This window comes from Noviherbaspirillum sp. (assembly GCF_036846085.1).
Lineage (GTDB): Bacteria > Pseudomonadota > Gammaproteobacteria > Burkholderiales > Burkholderiaceae_D > Noviherbaspirillum.
In genome coordinates, this window is the sequence record NZ_DAIUCO010000114.1 from 1 (window position 1) to 15,622 (window position 15,622).

Here is a 15,622-nt window from a genome sequence, read left to right on the forward strand (position 1 = left end):
CCTCGATCAGTGCGGAGACCTGGACCGCGGTCATGGCCGGGAAATGACGGCCGATCAGCTCGCGGTAGATGATGCCGATGTCGGGATAGGCGGCGACGTATTCTTTCTTGTCAATCACATACCAGGTCATGCGAACGATGTGCTCGGGACGCGCATCGGCTTCGGCCAGCACCTCCACAATGTTGCGCAAAGCCTGTCGTGCCTGCGCCACAAAATCGTCCGAAACAAAATTGCCCTGCGCATCCCAGCCGATCATGCCGCTCACGCAGACAATGCGCCCGCTCGCGACAACGCCATTTGAATACCCCTTCGGGCGCACCCAGCCGGGTGGTAGGAGAATTTCCATAGTGACTTTCAGTTAGTGAATTGGTTTTATTTCGGGTCGGCGCAGTCCGGCCACCTCAATCACCTTCGAACACCGGTTTCTGTTTCGCCACGAAGGCATGGTAAGCGCGATGGAAATCATTCGTCGCCATACAGATCGCCTGCGCCTGCGCTTCCGCCTCGATCGCCTCGTCCACGCCCATATTCCACTCCTGCTGCAGCATTTTCTTTGTCATGCCGTGTGCGAAGGTCGGACCTGCCGCGAGCTCGGCGGCGAAGGATTGCGCCTCCGCCAGAAGCGCGTCGGGATTGCAGACGCGATTGAAAAATCCCCACTGCAGCGCTTCCATGCCGCTCATGCTGCGGCCGGAGTACAGCAACTCGGCAGCACGGCCATGCCCGATCACCCGCGGCAGCAGCGCACAGGCGCCCATGTCGCACCCTGCCAGCCCGACGCGCGCGAACAGAAACGCCGTCTTGCTGCGCTCCGTACCGAAGCGGATATCCGACGCCAGGGCGAGGAGCGCACCAGCGCCGGCGCAAACGCCGTCGACCGCCGCGACGATGGGTTGCGGGCAGGCGCGCATCGCCTTGACCAGATCGCCGGTCATGCGGGTGAAAGCGAGCAAGCCCGGCATGTCGAGTTGCGTCAGGGGGCCGATGATGTCGTGCACGTCGCCGCCGGAACAGAAGTTCTCCCCGGCGCCGGTGATCACGACCGATTTCACGTCGTCGGCATGGCGCATGTCGAGAAAGAGATCGCGCAGTTCCGCATACGAATCGAACGTGAGCGGATTCTTGCGCTCGGGCCGGTTCAGTGTCAGCGTGGCGACGCCGCCACTGACCGCAAACCGGAAATGACGAGCCTGATAGTCCGCGAGTGTGATGCGGTTGCCCGGGAGCTGGTGCGGTTGGCCAGGAAGGTGGCGCATGGTTGTGATCCTTATTATCTGGCTTCGATTGAGGAGGTGTTCAGGTGGGTTTTCAACTTGGACAAAAGCTGGATCAGGGTGCTTTTCTCGGATTGCGTCAGGCCTCCCGTCATCTCCCGTATCCATTGTTCATGCACCTCGGCCATGCGCGTAAAGGCACGGCGTCCCGCCGGCGTGAGCTTCAGCAGGAAGACGCGCCGGTCGTGCGGGTCAGGGACGCGCACCACCAGTTTTTCCTGTTCCAGCAGGTCGGCGATGCCGGTGATGTTGCCCCCTGTGACCATCATCCGCTTCGACAATTCGCCCATGCGCAATCCTTCCGGATGCCGTTCCAATTGCGCCATGAGGTCAAAACGTGGCAAGGTAATCTCGAACTCGGCGCGCAGGCGGCTGCGGATTTCATCTTCGATGCGCACGGTGCAGGACAGCATGCGCAGCCAGAGCTTGAGCGATTGATGATGGTCGTCGGTCAGGCGGCTCTCGAGGTCGATGACCGTTGCGGATTCGTTGTTATTCATGCTGGGCTTTCCTGTCATTCTCAAATCATTCACATGACCTCGCCGCCGGCCACCGGCAAGGATTGGCCATTCATCGCCGAGGCACCGGGCAGACAAAGCCAAAGCACCGCGTTTGCGACTTCCTCCGGCTGGACGAGGCGCTTCTGCGGATTCCGCGACGCAAGCTCCGCTTTTGCCTGCGCGGTGCTGCGGCCCGTCTTGGCGGCGATGTTGTCGACCGCGTCTCTTACCAGGTCGGTATCGGTAAACCCTGGGCAGACCGCATTCACCGTCACGCCCTTCGTCGCGACTTCCAGCGCAAGCGCCCGTGTCAGTCCGATGAGCCCGTGCTTCGCCGCACAGTAGGCAGCGACATAGGCATAGCCGGTCAGCCCGGCAGTGCTGGCAATGTTGACGATGCGGCCCCATTGCGCGTCCAGCATCGAGGGTAGTGCCGCCTGCGTGCAATGGAAGGCGCCGGACAGGTTGACGTCCAGCATCGCCTGCCACAAAGCCGCATCGGTTTTGACGAACGGCGCGGACAAGGCCTGGCCGGCATTGTTGACCAGGATGGAGACCGGTCCGAAACGGGCAACAGCGGCATCGAATCCCGTCCTGACCGAATCGGCCCGGGTGACGTCCATCTGCACCTGCAACACGTCGCCAAGTGGCCGCATCATCCGGACCGCCGCCGCAAGACGCCCGGCATCCCGGCCCGCCAGCGTGACACGCGCGCCTTGTTCCAGCAACGCCCGACCGATCGCCATGCCGATACCACGCCCGCCGCCGGTCACGAGCGCATGCTTTCCCTCCAGTTCCCGTCCACCCGCCATGATCATCCTTCGAGCAGCTTCGCCGCGATCTGCTGCGGCGTCATCCCGCTGGAAGCGGCCGCCATCTGGCGATCGCGCTCGAGGTTGCGCTCCAGTTGGACCTTGGCGGCCTGATACTGCTTCGGCCATGCCATATCGAGATAGCCGATTTTCGCCGCTTCATTCAATGTCCATGCCGGATTGGCAAGATGCGGACGCGCCACTGCGCACAAGTCGGCGCGTCCGGCGGCGATGATGCTGTTGGCATGGTCGGCTTCGAAGATGGCGCCGACCGCGATCGTCGGTATGCCGGCCTCGTTGCGGATGCGGTCCGCGAACGGTGTCTGGAACATGCGGCCGTAGACCGGCTTTTCCAGCTTGCTGACCTGCCCGGCGGAACAGTCGATCATATCGGCCCCGGCCGCCTTGAACAGCCGGGCGATGTTGACCGCATCGTCGGGTGTGATGCCGCCTTCGACCCAGTCATGGGCGGAGATGCGCACGCTGATCGGCTTGTCCCGGGGCCATACATCGCGGATGGCGGCGAACACTTCCAGCGGGTAACGACAACGGTTTTCCAGGCTGCCGCCGTATTCGTCGGTGCGGTGGTTGGTCAGGGGCGAAATGAATGTCGACAGCAGGTATCCATGCGCGCAATGCAGTTCCAGCCAGTCGAAGCCGGCAGCGGCGGCCTCCCGCGCCGAGCGCACGAAATCCGCCTTGATGCGCGCCATGTCCTCATGCGTCGCCTCGCGCGCCCGCTGCGACACGCCGGTCAGGTATTGCATCGGCGATGCCGCCACCAGCGGCCAGTTGCCGTCTTCCAGCGGCAGGTCGATGCCGTCCCATGAAGCGCGGGTAGAGCCTTTGGGTCCGGCGTGTCCGAGTTGCACCGCGATCTTCGCGTCGGTATTAGCATGCACGAATTCGACGATGCGTTGCCAGGCGTGGGTATGTTCCGGCGCGTAAAGCCCCGGGCAACCCGGCGTGATGCGGGCATCGGCAGACACGCAGGTCATCTCCGCGAACACCATCCCGGCGCCGCCCATCGCCCTGCTGCCGAGATGCACCAGGTGATAGTCGCCCGCCACACCGTCCCGGGCGGAATACTGCGCCATCGGCGATACGACAATGCGGTTCTTCAGTACGATGCCCCGCAGGCGGAACGGCGTCAGCATCGGCGGGATGCTCCGGCGGCTCGCCGGTCGAGGCAAGTCCGCCTGTTCAAATGCGCGCGCACTGATCCAGTCCTCGAAGCGTTCGACATAGGCCGGATCGCGCAGCCTCAGGTTTTCATGCGACAGGCGCTGGCTCCTGGTCAGCATCGAATAGGTGAACTGCTCCGCCTCCATGCCGGTATAACGCTGCACGTTCTCGAACCATTCCATCGAATTGCGGGCGGCGCTCTGGAGCTTCAGCACCTCGACGGAGCGCGCCTGCTGGTAGTCCCGCATCACCGCTTCCATGTCGCCGTCGCCGCGTTCGCCAAAACAGCGCGCCATTTCGATCGCATCCTCCAGGGCGAGCTTGGTGCCGGAGCCGATCGAGAAATGCGCGCTGTGCGCGGCATCGCCCATCAGCACCACCGGCACCCGCTTGCCACCGATATGGTTCCAGTGCACCCAGCTACCGCAGACGATGCGCGGAAACCTGATCCAGATGGCGGAGCCGCGCAGGTGGGTGGCATTGCTGATCAGCCGATGGCCGTCCAGATGGCGGGCGAACAGCTTTTCGCAGTAGGCGATGCCCTCCTCCTGGCTCATCCTGTCGAGGCCGGCGTTCAGCCATACCTCCTCCGGCGTTTCGACGATGAAGGTGGAGGTATCGCCGTCGTACTGGTAGGCATGGGCCTGGAACCAGCCGTGCTCGGTTTCCTCGAAGGCGAAGGTGAAGGCGGAGAACAGTTTTTTGGTGCCCAGCCAGATGAACCGGCATTTGCGGGTATCGATGTCGGGTGCGAAGCTTTCCTGGTAGCGGGAACGGATGCGGCTGTTCAAGCCATCGCTGGCGATCACCAGGTCGGCGTCGTACCGGGCGGCAACTGCCTGGTCATCGGTGACATCGGTCTCGAAAACGAGCCGCACGCCGAGCTCCTCGCACCGCTGCTGCAGGATATTGAGCAGCCGTTTGCGCCCGATTCCGCAGAAGCCATGGCCGCCGGAGGTGATGGTGCGGCCCTTGAAATGGGTATCGATATCATCCCAGTGGTTGAACGCCTGCAGGATGGTTTTCGCGGTCGGTTCATCGGCGGCGGCAAGATTGCCCAGCGTCTGGTCGGAAAACACCACGCCCCAGCCGAACGTGTCGTAGGGCCGGTTGCGTTCGATGACGCTGATGATGTGTTCCGGATTCTGCTTTTTCATCAGCAGGGCAAAGTACAACCCGGCCGGACCGCCGCCAATACATACAATGTTCATTTCATCTCCAGCATGCCGGCGCGCGGGGCGGATTGTGCGGATTGGGCCGATGATGTGGACTGTGCGAACTCCGGCGTGCGCAGCAGGAAGCGCTGCAGCTTCCCGGTGCCGGTACGGGGCAGTGATTCCCTGAAATCGATCGCACGCGGATATTTATAGGGTGCGATTGCCTGCTTGACGTACTCCTGCAGTTCCGAGACCAGTGCGGCCGACGGTTGAAAGCCCGCATTCAGTACCACGTAGGCCTTGACGATCTCGCCCCGCGTGTCGTCCGGGAAGCCCACCACGCCGCATTCCGCGACCGCCGGATGCTTCAGCAACGCGTCTTCCACCTCCGGCCCGGCGATGTTGTAGCCGGCGGAAATGATCATGTCATCGGTGCGCGCGTGGAAGCGGAAGTAGCCGTCGGCATCCATCTCGTAGGCATCGCCTGTCACATTCCAGCCGTTGGCGACATAGTTGCGCTGGCGCTGGTCGGCGAGATACCGGCATCCGGTCGGCCCCTTGACGGCAAGGCGGCCGACAACGCCTGGTCCGACGGGCAGCCCTTCTTCATCGAGCACGCAGGCACGGTAACCGGGAACCGGCTTGCCGGTCGCGCCGGGACGAATCTCGTCGCCACTGGCGGAAATGAAGATATGCAGCATCTCCGTGGAGCCGATGCCGTCGATCATGTCAATCCCGCTCGCCTGCCGCCATTGTTCGCGGGTCGCGACGGGCAGCGCTTCGCCGGCGGACACGGTCTTCTTCAACGTGGAAAGACGGTAACCGGGTACCAGGGGCGTCATCTTGCGGTAGAAGGTGGGTGCAGTGAAGCAAACGGTCGCGCCGAAATGCTGGATCGCCTCGAGCAGGCTGGCGGGCGATAGTTTTTCGAGCAGGACGGTGGAGGCGCCGACCCGCATCGGGAACAGGAGCAGACCGCCAAGGCCGAAAGTGAATGCCAGAGGCGGCGTGCCGATGAAGACATCATCGGAAGACGCCTGCAAAGTGTACTTTGGGAAACAGTCGCAGGCCGCCAGGATGTCCCGGTGAAAATGCATGGTTCCCTTGGGCGTACCCGTCGTCCCGGAGGTGAAGGCGATCAGGCAGACATCCTCGGCGGCTGTATCGACCGCTGCGAAACCCGGCGGTTTCAAGCGCATCAGCGATTCGAGCGCGTCGGGCCCGTCATGATGGAAGTAGACGACCGGCCCGCGCAGCGATGCGTCGCCCAGTGCGGCCTCGATCTCCGTCCGCAGGTTTGCCGAGCAAAGCGTGGCATTTACCCTCGCCTTGTTCATGATGACGGTCAGTTCCTTCGCCCGGAGCAGCGGCATGGTCGGCACCGCGATGCAACCGGCCTTCCAGACGGCAAGGATGCAGGCCGCCATCATCGGGTTATTGTCTCCTCGCAACAGAACCCGGTTGCCTGGCACCAGACGCATATCCTCGCGCAGGACGCGCGCAATCCGGTCGACACGATCCTGGAGTTCCGCGTAGGTCCACGATTCCTTCAAGCCGTGGAGCGCCGGACGATGGCCATGCCCGGTTGCCGTCATCCTGTCCAGCAGTTCGACAACGCAGTTGAGGCGCTCGCCGTACTGCAATCCCGGCAGGTCGAAGATCAGCTCCGGCCACTGCTCCGGGGGCGGCAGGTTATCGTTTGCAAAGGTATCCGCATAAGCTGAACGGGCCATGTGTTCTCCAATCGATCCGGCAATACGGGACAAGCAATATGGGGCGGGAAAGCGGACGGTGCATCCGGAAGACAATTTAGTTTAAGCCTAAAGTATTTAAGTCTCAAGTGATTGATCTGGAGCAAACCCTTACATCCAGATGCGATTACCGTCGGTTTTAGGGGCCTGCAGATAGCTCGACGACATACGCCATTCGAAGATCACATTTGAAGATACAGAACCCGCTGGACGTCGGACGCCGGCGTTATCCGGAACTCAAGATCGGAATTTTGCAGAAAGCAAGACTCTGCTCAAACTTGAATGCGGAATACCGACGAACTAAACCATATTTGCAATTACTAAGAACACATGGGCCGTTAATCTTTTGCCAAGCATCGAGCAGTTTAGGATGCCTGTGCGCCGGATGCAGGTCTACAAGAACCCATATTCAACAAATACCCAGGAGCAACAGCTATGGCAGACGAGAACAAGGAAACCAAACCGATTTCTAACGGGATTCAGCCGGGGCCGGGCGAACATATCTTGGATACCGCAGTCCAGCCGGCAACGACGCCGGACAACGCAAGTAGCCGCATCGGTTCGGCGAGCAGCGCAGCGGGAAGCAGCGGAGGACTGGACACCGACTCCCTGAGCGGCAGCACATCGACCACCAATCCCTATACACCGGAAAGCATCAGCGCAAGCCTGGCGCGTGCCGACTACGAAGCCGACCAGTATGCGCAGGATTTGTCGGACAGGGCGAGCGGCGGTTACTCGACCAGCAGCTATTCCGGCATGGGCAATTCGGATATGACAGGCTCCAATACCACGTTCGTCCGGGCGCAGAACTATGTGCGCGAAGCACCCGGTACCGTCCTGATCGGAACGCTGGTCGCTGGATTTCTGCTAAGCAGGCTGATGAAGAGCACATCCACCCGAAAATACGAGTACACGACCACCTACCCGACCCAACGGTCGCCGATTTCGGAGCGCATGAAGCAGGTTGGCGACACCGCCCGCGCCAAGCTCCAGGGAACGACCGGGGCTGCACAGGCCCGCATGAGCCAGGTGGGCCAGCGCGTCCAGGAATCCAAAGGCGCCGCGCAAGCCCGGATGAATGAAATGACACAGCGACTGAAGGAATCCGCCGGCGTTGCGCAGGCACGCATGAACGAGATGGGCCAGCGTTCGCAGCAGCAGTACACCCGCGCGCGCAGCGAAGTCGATCGCCTGATCGAGGAGCAGCCCCTCATCATCGGCGTGGTCGGCATCGCACTGGGTGCGGCCATCGGCGCCACGCTGAAACCTACCCGCCGCGAACAGGAATTGATGGGCGGCATGCGTGACAAGCTCATGGAACGCGCCAAGGAAACCGCGCGGGCACAGGCGGAGACCCTCAAGCAATCGGCGCAGCGCATTGCCGAGGCCGCGAAACAGGAAGCCAGCCAGGTCGCCAAATCGGTATCCGCCACGGATGCCCAGGGCACCACCGGCAAGACCGCATCATCCGGTTCGGTTGACGCCGGTGACGCGCAGTTCGGGAATCTCCCGGGCCAACAGAGCATTCATTAATCCCTGCATTTCCTCCCCGGGGGCTTCGGCCTTCGGGGAAGTTTCCTCTCGCGTCACGAAAAACTGGCGCAGACGGCCGTCCTGCGGTGTAATCCTGTTTCTGAAAACAAACCGATCATCCGCCCCAGCGGATCATTCAGACCGGAGCCGCCGCAATGCCGTGCAAGTTATCCCGATTCATTTCTCCTTTCCTCACCCTCCTCGCCGCATGCTGTGTCGTTGTTCCCGCCGCCGCCAGCGAACCGGCCTCCGGGACGTTCACCGCTAGCAGGGCCTGCGACGCTTACAGGTCATTCCGTAACCAGACCAATCCCGGCCAGGTGAAGACTGCACCGGGAACGACATACGAGGTCGCGGAAATCAATAGCAGAAACTGGGAATGGATACGGATCCACATCCCGGGTGCATCCGACTCGCCGCGCTGGGTCTCGCGGGACTGTGGCAGCGCGAAGCTCGGCGCCGCAACGGAAAGCGCTGTCCGCGCCGGAAAGGAATGCAATGTCCGAAACCAGCACGACAGCTACGTGCTGGCGATGAGCTGGCAACCCGGGTTTTGTGAACATTTTCCCTATGAAGGCAAGAAGCCGGAGTGCGATGCACTGGCGAGCCGCAGGCTGGAAACCAGCCACCTCACCCTGCATGGTCTGTGGCCGAACCGTAAGAGTTGCGGTACCAGCTATGGCAATTGCCCCGGACCGTCGCTGCAACTGGAGAAAGCCACGATCGACAAGATCGCGCCATGGATGCCCAACTTTTTCTTTGAAACCAGGTTCGGCGACTATGAATGGAAGAAGCACGGCACCTGCCAGAGCCTCGAGGATGATGCGTATTTTCTGACCGCGGTCGATGCGGTCAGGATCGTCAATGATTCCGCCGCCGGCCGCTATCTGCGGGAAAACATCGGCAAGGCGATCTCGGCCAGGAAGTTTTTCGAACATGTGCGCCAAAGCCATGGCGAGGAGATCGCCGGCAAGATGACGCTGGTGTGCGCGAAAGGCCGGTTCTTGCAGGAGGTCAGGATCAGTTTGCCGCTGGGCTTCCGTACCGACGGCGGAATCGAGAAGCTGGCGGGCGGGGCGAAGCCAGCGCCGGAACCGACGAGCAAATGCGGGTCGGATCAGATTTACATCGAGCGGAGCGGGCCGGGTTGAGGGGTTGGGTTTTGTATTATGCGGAAGAGGCATATTGGAGGTCCGCTTAGAACACTCTCCTTAGAGTTCCCTCCCCCTCTCAGGGGGAGGGTTAGGGTGGGGGTAGTGAGGTCGAGCTATCGCATGTAGCAGTTCGAGCTCACTACCCCCATCCCAGCCTTCCCCCTGAGAGGGGGAAGGAGCAGTTCAAGGGTGGCTCAACTTAAATACCTGTGCGGCCCCGCTTCCAAACCAAAAGCCTTGTGCTTACGCGCAATCCGTTCCGCAGGCGCGGGCAGTGTCCCACGAAACCTGTGCTCTCCCCGAAAGGAGGAGCGTGCAGTCGATATTGACTAAGCGGAATGACGATTGAACCGTTAGGGTATGGCATGTTTGATGTAACCCCAGACGATCAATGCAGCAGATTGTTAACCTTTTCCCGGCCTCGTCTCGACGCTTCGCATCACCCCACCCCCGAAACTCCCCTGCTCCGGATGCATGCCTCCCAGCCGCATCCGCACCGCGCAGTACTTGAACTCCGGAATCTTCCCGAACGGATCCAGCGCCGCATTGGTCAGCTTGTTGATCGCCGCCTCGTAATAACAGAACGGCACGAACACCGCCCCGCGCGGCGTGCTGTCGTCGGCGCGCGCGTACAGCGACACCACGCCGCGGCGGGATTCGAGGGTGACCAAATCGCCCGGCTCCGCGCCGAGATCGGCGAGGTCGAGCGGATGCACCAGCGCAACCGGATCAGGCTCGAGTGCGTCGAGTACGCCGGCGCGCCGGGTCATGCTGCCGGTGTGCCAATGTTCCAGCTGCCGCCCCGTAATAAGGACCTGCGGGTATTCGGAATCCGGGCGTTCCGCCGCCGGGATGATATCCGCCGGCACGAAGCGCGCGCGGCCGCTTTGCGTCGGGAAACGGTCGGTGAAGACCACCGCCCGCCCGGGCGCCCCTTCCGTCTCGCACGGATAGGTGACGGCATGTTCGCGCTCGAGCCGCTCCCAGGTGATGCCGGCGATGCTGGGCATGCTCCTGCGCATCTCGTCGAATACGTCCGACACATGCCCGTAGTGCCAGTCCAGACCGATGCGCCTTGCAATCTCCTGCAATATCCATAAATCCTGTTTCGCATCGCCCGGTGGATCGATCGCTTGCCGACCGAGTTGCACCAGCCTGTCGGTATTGGTGAACGTGCCGGTCTTCTCGGCGAACGCCGACGCCGGCAGGACCACATCCGCGAGGTAGGCGGTCTCGGTCAGGAAAATGTCCTGCACCACGAGGTGTTCGAGCGCCGCCAGCGATGCGCGCGCATGGTTGGCATCGGGATCGGACATCGCCGGGTTTTCGCCCATGATGAACATGCCTTTCACCCTGCCCTGCCTGATCGCGTGCATGATCTCCACGACAGTAAGGCCCGGCTGGTTGTCCAGCGACTTGCCCCAGAGTTTCTCGAATTTTTCCCGGGCCGGCGGATGGTCGACGCGCTGGTAGTCGGGATACATCATCGGGATCAGGCCTGCGTCGGACGCGCCCTGCACATTGTTTTGGCCGCGCAGCGGATGAAGCCCCGTGCCGGGCCGGCCGATCTGGCCGGTCATGAGCGCCAGCGCGATCAGGCAGCGCGCATTGTCGGTGCCATGCACGTGCTGCGAGATGCCCATGCCCCAGAGGATCATCGATGCCTTCGACGTCGCATACAGCCGGGCGACATACCGGATCGTGTCGGCGTCGATGCCGCAGATGGGCGCCATCGATTCCGGGCTGTAGCCATCGACGTTGGCGCGCAGTTCCTCGTAGCCGATGGTGCGGCTGGCCACGAACGTCTCGTCGACCAGCCCTTCATGCACGATCACATGCATCATTGCGTTGAGCAGCGCGACATCCGTGTCTGGCTTGAACTGCAGGAAACGATGGGCGATGCGCGACAGATCCGACCGGCGCGGGTCGGCGACGATCAGCCGGGTGCCGTTGCGGGCGGCATTCTTGATCCATGTCGCGGCGACCGGGTGGTTGACCGTCGGATTTGCACCGATCACGATGACCACGTCCGCCTTCGTCACATCCATGACCGGATTGGATACCGCGCCCGAGCCGATCCCTTCCAGCAGCGCCGCGACCGATGACGCATGGCAAAGACGGGTGCAATGATCGACATTGTTGCTGCCGAAGCCGGTACGGACCAGTTTCTGGAACAGATAGGCTTCCTCGTTGCTGCACTTGGCGGAGCCGAATCCGGCCAAGGCTTTGCCGCCCTCCCGATCGCGGATCGCAGCGAGCTTCCCCGCCGCCAGGTTAAGCGCTTCCTCCCAGGTCGCTTCACGGAAAACCGCCATCACGTTGTCGGGGTCCATTGTGAACGCGCCGTGTTTCGGTGCGTCGGGACGCCGGATGAGCGGTCTGGTCAGGCGGTGCGGATGATGCGCGTAATCGAAACCATAGCGGCCCTTGACGCACAGGCGTTTCTGGTTGGCCGGGCCGTCGCGGCCTTCGACGTAGAGAATTTTGTTGTCGCGAACGTGATAGCTGAGCTGGCATCCGACCCCGCAATACGGGCACAGTGAATCAACCTGCTTGTCCGGCTCCCGCAAGGCCACGGCATCCGCCGGCATCAGCGCGCCAGTGGGACAGGCCTGCACGCATTCGCCGCAGGCGACGCAGGTCGATGCGCCCATCGGGTCGTCCATGTCGAACACGATCTTTTCCTGTTCGCCGCGCAATGCCAGGCCGATCACGTCATTCATCTGTTCGTCGCGGCAGGCGCGTACACAGCGGGTGCACTGTATGCAGGCATCCAGATTGACGGCGATGGCGGGATGCGAGAGATCCGCGGCGACTCTTGCACGTGGCGCAAAGCGCGGCTTGCCGAGTTCCATCTTGCGCGACCAGCGATCGAGTTCGTTGCTCCGCGTATGGGCGGTCTCCGGCATGTCGGACTGGAGCAGTTCCAGTACCATCTTTTGTGCCGACACGACGCGATCACTGTCGGTCACGACATCCATGCCGGCAGCCGGCACGCGGCAGCAAGATGGCGCAAGCACCCGCTCGCCCTTGATCTCGACCACGCAGGCGCGGCAGTTGCCGGCCACGTCCAGCCCGCCCATCGCGCACAGGCGCGGGATCTCGATACCCTCGCGCTCCGCGATCTTCAAAAGGGTCTCATCGGTCCTGCCGCTGACTTCTTTGCCGTTCAGCCTGAAGCTGACTGATTCGGCCACGCATTGCCGCGCCTGTTGCCTGGTAACGGCATTCATGGTTGCTCCATCCCGGATTTCTCCAGTTCATGCGGGAAATACCGAATGACGCAGTCGACCGGATTCGGCGCCGCCTGGCCCAGTCCGCAGATCGACGCGTCCCGCATGACTGCCGACAACTCGGCCAGCAACATGGTGTCCCATTCCGCTTGCTCGATCAGGTTCAAGGCCTTGGCCGTACCGACCCGGCACGGAGTGCATTGTCCGCAGGACTCGTCCCGGAAGAATCGCATCAGGTTGCGCGCCGCATCGACGGCGGTGTCCCTGTCGGACAGTACGATGATCGCCGCCGATCCGATGAAGCAGCCGTGGGCCTGCAACGTATCGAAGTCCAGCGGAATGTCCCGCATGCTTGCCGGAAGGATGCCGCCGGAGGCACCGCCCGGCAGATAGGCGTAGAAGCAGTGGCCTTCCCGCATGCCGCCGCAATATTCCTCGATCAGTTCCGCGATGGTGATGCCGGCCGGTGCCACATGCACACCCGGCTTGTTGACCCTGCCCGACACCGAAAACGAGCGCAGGCCCTTGCGGCCATGCCTGCCGTGAGAAGCAAACCATGCACCGCCGTTCTCGATGATGTCCCTGACCCAGTACAAAGTTTCAAAGTTGTGCTCCAGTGTCGGCCTGTCGAACAGCCCGACCTGCGCAACATAGGGCGGCCGCAGGCGCGGCATGCCGCGCTTGCCCTCGATCGACTCGATCATCGCCGATTCCTCGCCGCAGATATACGCGCCGGCACCTCGCCGCAGATGGATGACCGGCATGCCGGATACCGGCGGGTCATTGCGCAGTTTGGCCAGTTCCCGTTCCAGCATGGCGCGGCAGCCGTGGTATTCGTCGCGGAGATAGATGTACACCGCCTCGATGCCGACCGCCCATGCGGCGATCAGCATCCCTTCGATGAACCGGTGCGGATCACGTTCCAGAAAGGTGCGGTCCTTGAAGGTTCCCGGTTCGCCTTCGTCGATATTGACGGCCATGAGGCGCGGCCCCGCTTCGTTGCGCACGATGCGCCATTTGCGTCCTGCCGGAAAACCTGCACCGCCCAGGCCGCGCAATCCGGAATCCTCCATCGTGCGGAGGATCGTTTCGACGTCTCGCCGGCCGGACAGGCATTCCCGCAGCAGGCGATAGCCGCCTTTCGCGCGGTAATCGTCGTAGTTTGCCGCGCCTTCTGCGGTGCGGTCCTGAAGCGCCTTCGCATCCACCGACACCTTGACCGATTCGCAACTTGCGTTCGTGACAGGGTTCTGCCCGACCACCGCAACCGGCGCCTGCTCACAGCGCCCGACACAGGGTGCTGCAACGACCTTTACCTCCGGACCGAGGATAGCCGGCAGCCTTTCCAGCAGCGACGATGCGCCGGCCAGTTCACAGGACAACCCGTTGCAGACCCGAACCGTTACCGCATGTGGAACCGCGCTCTCGGCGTCCTCTTTCACGATCTCGAAATGATGGTAGAAGCTGGCAACTTCATACACTTCCGCCTGTGCCATCCGCATCTCCTGGGCCAGCGCCGCAAGGTGCCTTGACGTCAGCCGGCTGTAGCGGTCATTGATCAGGTGAAGATGCTCGATCAGCAGGTCGCGCCGGCGCGGCGCATCAGCAAGGAGATCGCGCACCTCCGCAAGGGCGACCGGATCGACGCGACGCCCCTTCGGCGCCTGGCGTTTGCGTTCCCGGCTGGCGGGCTCTGCGGTGATGGGAATGATGCGCTGATTCATGCAAATTTCTTTCCGGGTCCCGCCGCTGGGATCTTGATTCTGCCGATGGGGTCGATACCGTCAACATCGACCGTCACCGGCCTGAGTAGGAAGCGCCGGCCCGGCGTCAACTTCGCACATTTCATGGCGTGCCTTTGCCGAAGATGGGACTGCGTCGTTCCCTGATCGCGGCCAATCCTTCCCGTGCATCGGCCTGCCCGAAACCCATCATCTCCGCCGTCAGTGAGGCTTCGAACGCGGGCCACGCGGCATAGAGCCAGTGGTTGAGGGAGCGCTTCGTCGCCGCGAGGGCGAACCTGCTGCCGGCAGCGAGTTTCTGCGCCACCGCCAATGCTTCCGCCTGCAATGCATCCGCATCCACCACCTTGCTGATCAGGCCAATCCGTTCCGCTTCCTCGCCACTGACGGTTTCGCACAGCAGCAGATAGTACTTTGCCTTCGCCATGCCGCACAGCAGCGGCCAGATGATCGCCGCGTGATCGCCGGCGGCGACGCCCAGTTTCGTATGCCCGTCGATGAGCTTTGCGTTGCGGGCTGCGATGGATATATCCGCCATCAGCGCCACCGCGAGGCCGGCACCGACCGCCGCGCCGTTGATGGCGGACACGATGAGTTTGTCGCAGTCGAGCATTCCCTGCACGATCTCCCGCGCCTCGCGCATCACCCGCATGCGGGTAGCCTCGGACCCGAGCATGTCTTCGACCATGCCGAGATCGCCGCCGGCGCAGAAGGCTTTTCCTTCGCTGCGGACGAGAATTGCACGGACGTCGTCGCGGGTATTCAGGGTACGCCAGATGGTTGCCAGTTCGGCATGACCGGAGGCGTCGGTGACGGGCATGCCGTCGGCGGGCTGGAAAACCAGGTGGGCGATGCCTTCGGCGTGGATGTCGACGCGGAAGTTGGTGGTTTGGAGCGGGAGGGAGATGGGCATGGGGGCGTTATTCGTTGAATTTGCCTGCGAGGATAGCGCCTTTTGGGTAGCGGGCGAAGCGCGAAGCAGATCGGCAAGTGTTTTGAAATACTCCAAATTGCACACCGGTTCGCTCTCTCTTCCGGGGCGGCTAGCGAGGAAGCCATTGTATGCGGTCGCTCAACTTCGTCACCCCTACGCGGGCCGCTCCATCTTAACCTTCCCCCTCGCATACTGTTCGGCACAGTTCATGCGACCGTACTTATGGTTTCACGCGTTGATGCCAAACCCTTGTCATTCCCGCGAAGGGTTTTGCAGGGAATTCGGACAGCATGCTGTCCGCCTGCAAAACGGTACTGGCTTGCAAGCCAGTACGCGCCCTGCAAGGG

At 62.3% G+C, this 15,622-nt stretch carries 11 protein-coding genes; 2 read left to right on the forward strand and 9 right to left on the reverse strand.

The window, feature by feature from the left end:
• The 6 genes from V7080_RS14200 to V7080_RS14225 all read right to left on the reverse strand — a co-directional run.
• Positions 1 to 346 (reverse strand): RidA family protein (locus V7080_RS14200; protein WP_334189046.1); only part of this gene is annotated, 346 nt, incomplete at its 3' end.
• A gap of 55 nt (positions 347 to 401) precedes the next feature.
• Complete coding sequence (locus V7080_RS14205) at positions 402 to 1,256, reverse strand: enoyl-CoA hydratase family protein (RefSeq protein ID WP_334189047.1); 855 nt, start codon at positions 1,254 to 1,256, stop codon at positions 402 to 404.
• A gap of 14 nt (positions 1,257 to 1,270) precedes the next feature.
• Entirely contained in the window at positions 1,271 to 1,774 is a 504-nt protein-coding gene (locus V7080_RS14210; RefSeq protein ID WP_334189048.1) for a MarR family winged helix-turn-helix transcriptional regulator, read from the reverse strand.
• Between the two features lie 29 nt (positions 1,775 to 1,803).
• The gene (locus tag V7080_RS14215) at positions 1,804 to 2,592 is read right to left on the reverse strand and encodes an SDR family NAD(P)-dependent oxidoreductase (protein WP_442947231.1); all 789 of its coding nucleotides are present in this window, start codon (positions 2,590 to 2,592) and stop codon (positions 1,804 to 1,806) included.
• Positions 2,589 to 4,982: a bifunctional salicylyl-CoA 5-hydroxylase/oxidoreductase gene (locus tag V7080_RS14220; protein ID WP_334189050.1), complete on the reverse strand. Its 2,394-nt coding sequence runs from the start codon at positions 4,980 to 4,982 to the stop codon at positions 2,589 to 2,591. Before V7080_RS14220 ends, V7080_RS14215 begins: the two co-directional genes overlap by 4 nt.
• Positions 4,979 to 6,661 (reverse strand): AMP-binding protein, encoded by a 1,683-nt coding sequence (locus tag V7080_RS14225; RefSeq protein WP_334189051.1) that lies wholly within the window; start codon positions 6,659 to 6,661, stop codon positions 4,979 to 4,981. Before V7080_RS14225 ends, V7080_RS14220 begins: the two co-directional genes overlap by 4 nt.
• Positions 6,662 to 7,114: 453 nt before the next feature.
• On the opposite strand from V7080_RS14225, the gene V7080_RS14230 reads away from it, so the two are divergent.
• Together V7080_RS14230 and V7080_RS14235 are read left to right on the forward strand one after the other, a co-directional pair.
• Complete coding sequence (locus tag V7080_RS14230; protein ID WP_334189052.1) at positions 7,115 to 8,212, forward strand: hypothetical protein; 1,098 nt, start codon at positions 7,115 to 7,117, stop codon at positions 8,210 to 8,212.
• Between the two features lie 155 nt (positions 8,213 to 8,367).
• Positions 8,368 to 9,363, forward strand: a complete 996-nt coding sequence (locus V7080_RS14235; protein WP_334189053.1) for a ribonuclease T2 family protein — start codon at positions 8,368 to 8,370, stop codon at positions 9,361 to 9,363.
• A gap of 407 nt (positions 9,364 to 9,770) precedes the next feature.
• On the opposite strand, the gene fdhF is transcribed toward V7080_RS14235, so the two are convergent.
• The 3 genes from fdhF to V7080_RS14250 form a co-directional block, all read right to left on the reverse strand.
• Positions 9,771 to 12,599, reverse strand: a complete 2,829-nt coding sequence (gene fdhF, locus V7080_RS14240) for a formate dehydrogenase subunit alpha (RefSeq protein ID WP_334189054.1) — start codon at positions 12,597 to 12,599, stop codon at positions 9,771 to 9,773.
• Positions 12,596 to 14,323 carry an NADH-ubiquinone oxidoreductase-F iron-sulfur binding region domain-containing protein gene (locus V7080_RS14245; RefSeq protein WP_334189055.1) on the reverse strand — a complete coding sequence of 576 codons (1,728 nt, stop codon included), beginning with the start codon at positions 14,321 to 14,323 and terminating at the stop codon, positions 12,596 to 12,598. The genes fdhF and V7080_RS14245 overlap by 4 nt, the downstream gene beginning before the upstream one ends.
• A gap of 121 nt (positions 14,324 to 14,444) precedes the next feature.
• Positions 14,445 to 15,254, reverse strand: a complete 810-nt coding sequence (locus V7080_RS14250; RefSeq protein WP_334189056.1) for an enoyl-CoA hydratase/isomerase family protein — start codon at positions 15,252 to 15,254, stop codon at positions 14,445 to 14,447.
• Between the last annotated feature and the right edge of the window lie 368 nt (positions 15,255 to 15,622).

Excerpts from the sequence above, each read along its gene's own strand:
- V7080_RS14205 (WP_334189047.1), bottom strand. The coding sequence starts at position 1,256 with ATGCGCCACCTTCCTGGCCAACCGCACCAGCTCCCGGGCAACCGCATC.
- V7080_RS14210 (WP_334189048.1), bottom strand. The coding sequence starts at position 1,774 with ATGAATAACAACGAATCCGCAACGGTCATCGACCTCGAGAGCCGCCTG.
- V7080_RS14215 (WP_442947231.1), bottom strand. The coding sequence starts at position 2,592 with ATGATCATGGCGGGTGGACGGGAACTGGAGGGAAAGCATGCGCTCGTG.
- V7080_RS14220 (WP_334189050.1), bottom strand. The coding sequence starts at position 4,982 with ATGAACATTGTATGTATTGGCGGCGGTCCGGCCGGGTTGTACTTTGCC.
- V7080_RS14225 (WP_334189051.1), bottom strand. The coding sequence starts at position 6,661 with ATGGCCCGTTCAGCTTATGCGGATACCTTTGCAAACGATAACCTGCCG.
- V7080_RS14230 (WP_334189052.1), top strand. The coding sequence starts at position 7,115 with ATGGCAGACGAGAACAAGGAAACCAAACCGATTTCTAACGGGATTCAG.
- V7080_RS14235 (WP_334189053.1), top strand. The coding sequence starts at position 8,368 with ATGCCGTGCAAGTTATCCCGATTCATTTCTCCTTTCCTCACCCTCCTC.
- fdhF (WP_334189054.1), bottom strand. The coding sequence starts at position 12,599 with ATGAATGCCGTTACCAGGCAACAGGCGCGGCAATGCGTGGCCGAATCA.
- V7080_RS14245 (WP_334189055.1), bottom strand. The coding sequence starts at position 14,323 with ATGAATCAGCGCATCATTCCCATCACCGCAGAGCCCGCCAGCCGGGAA.
- V7080_RS14250 (WP_334189056.1), bottom strand. The coding sequence starts at position 15,254 with ATGCCCATCTCCCTCCCGCTCCAAACCACCAACTTCCGCGTCGACATC.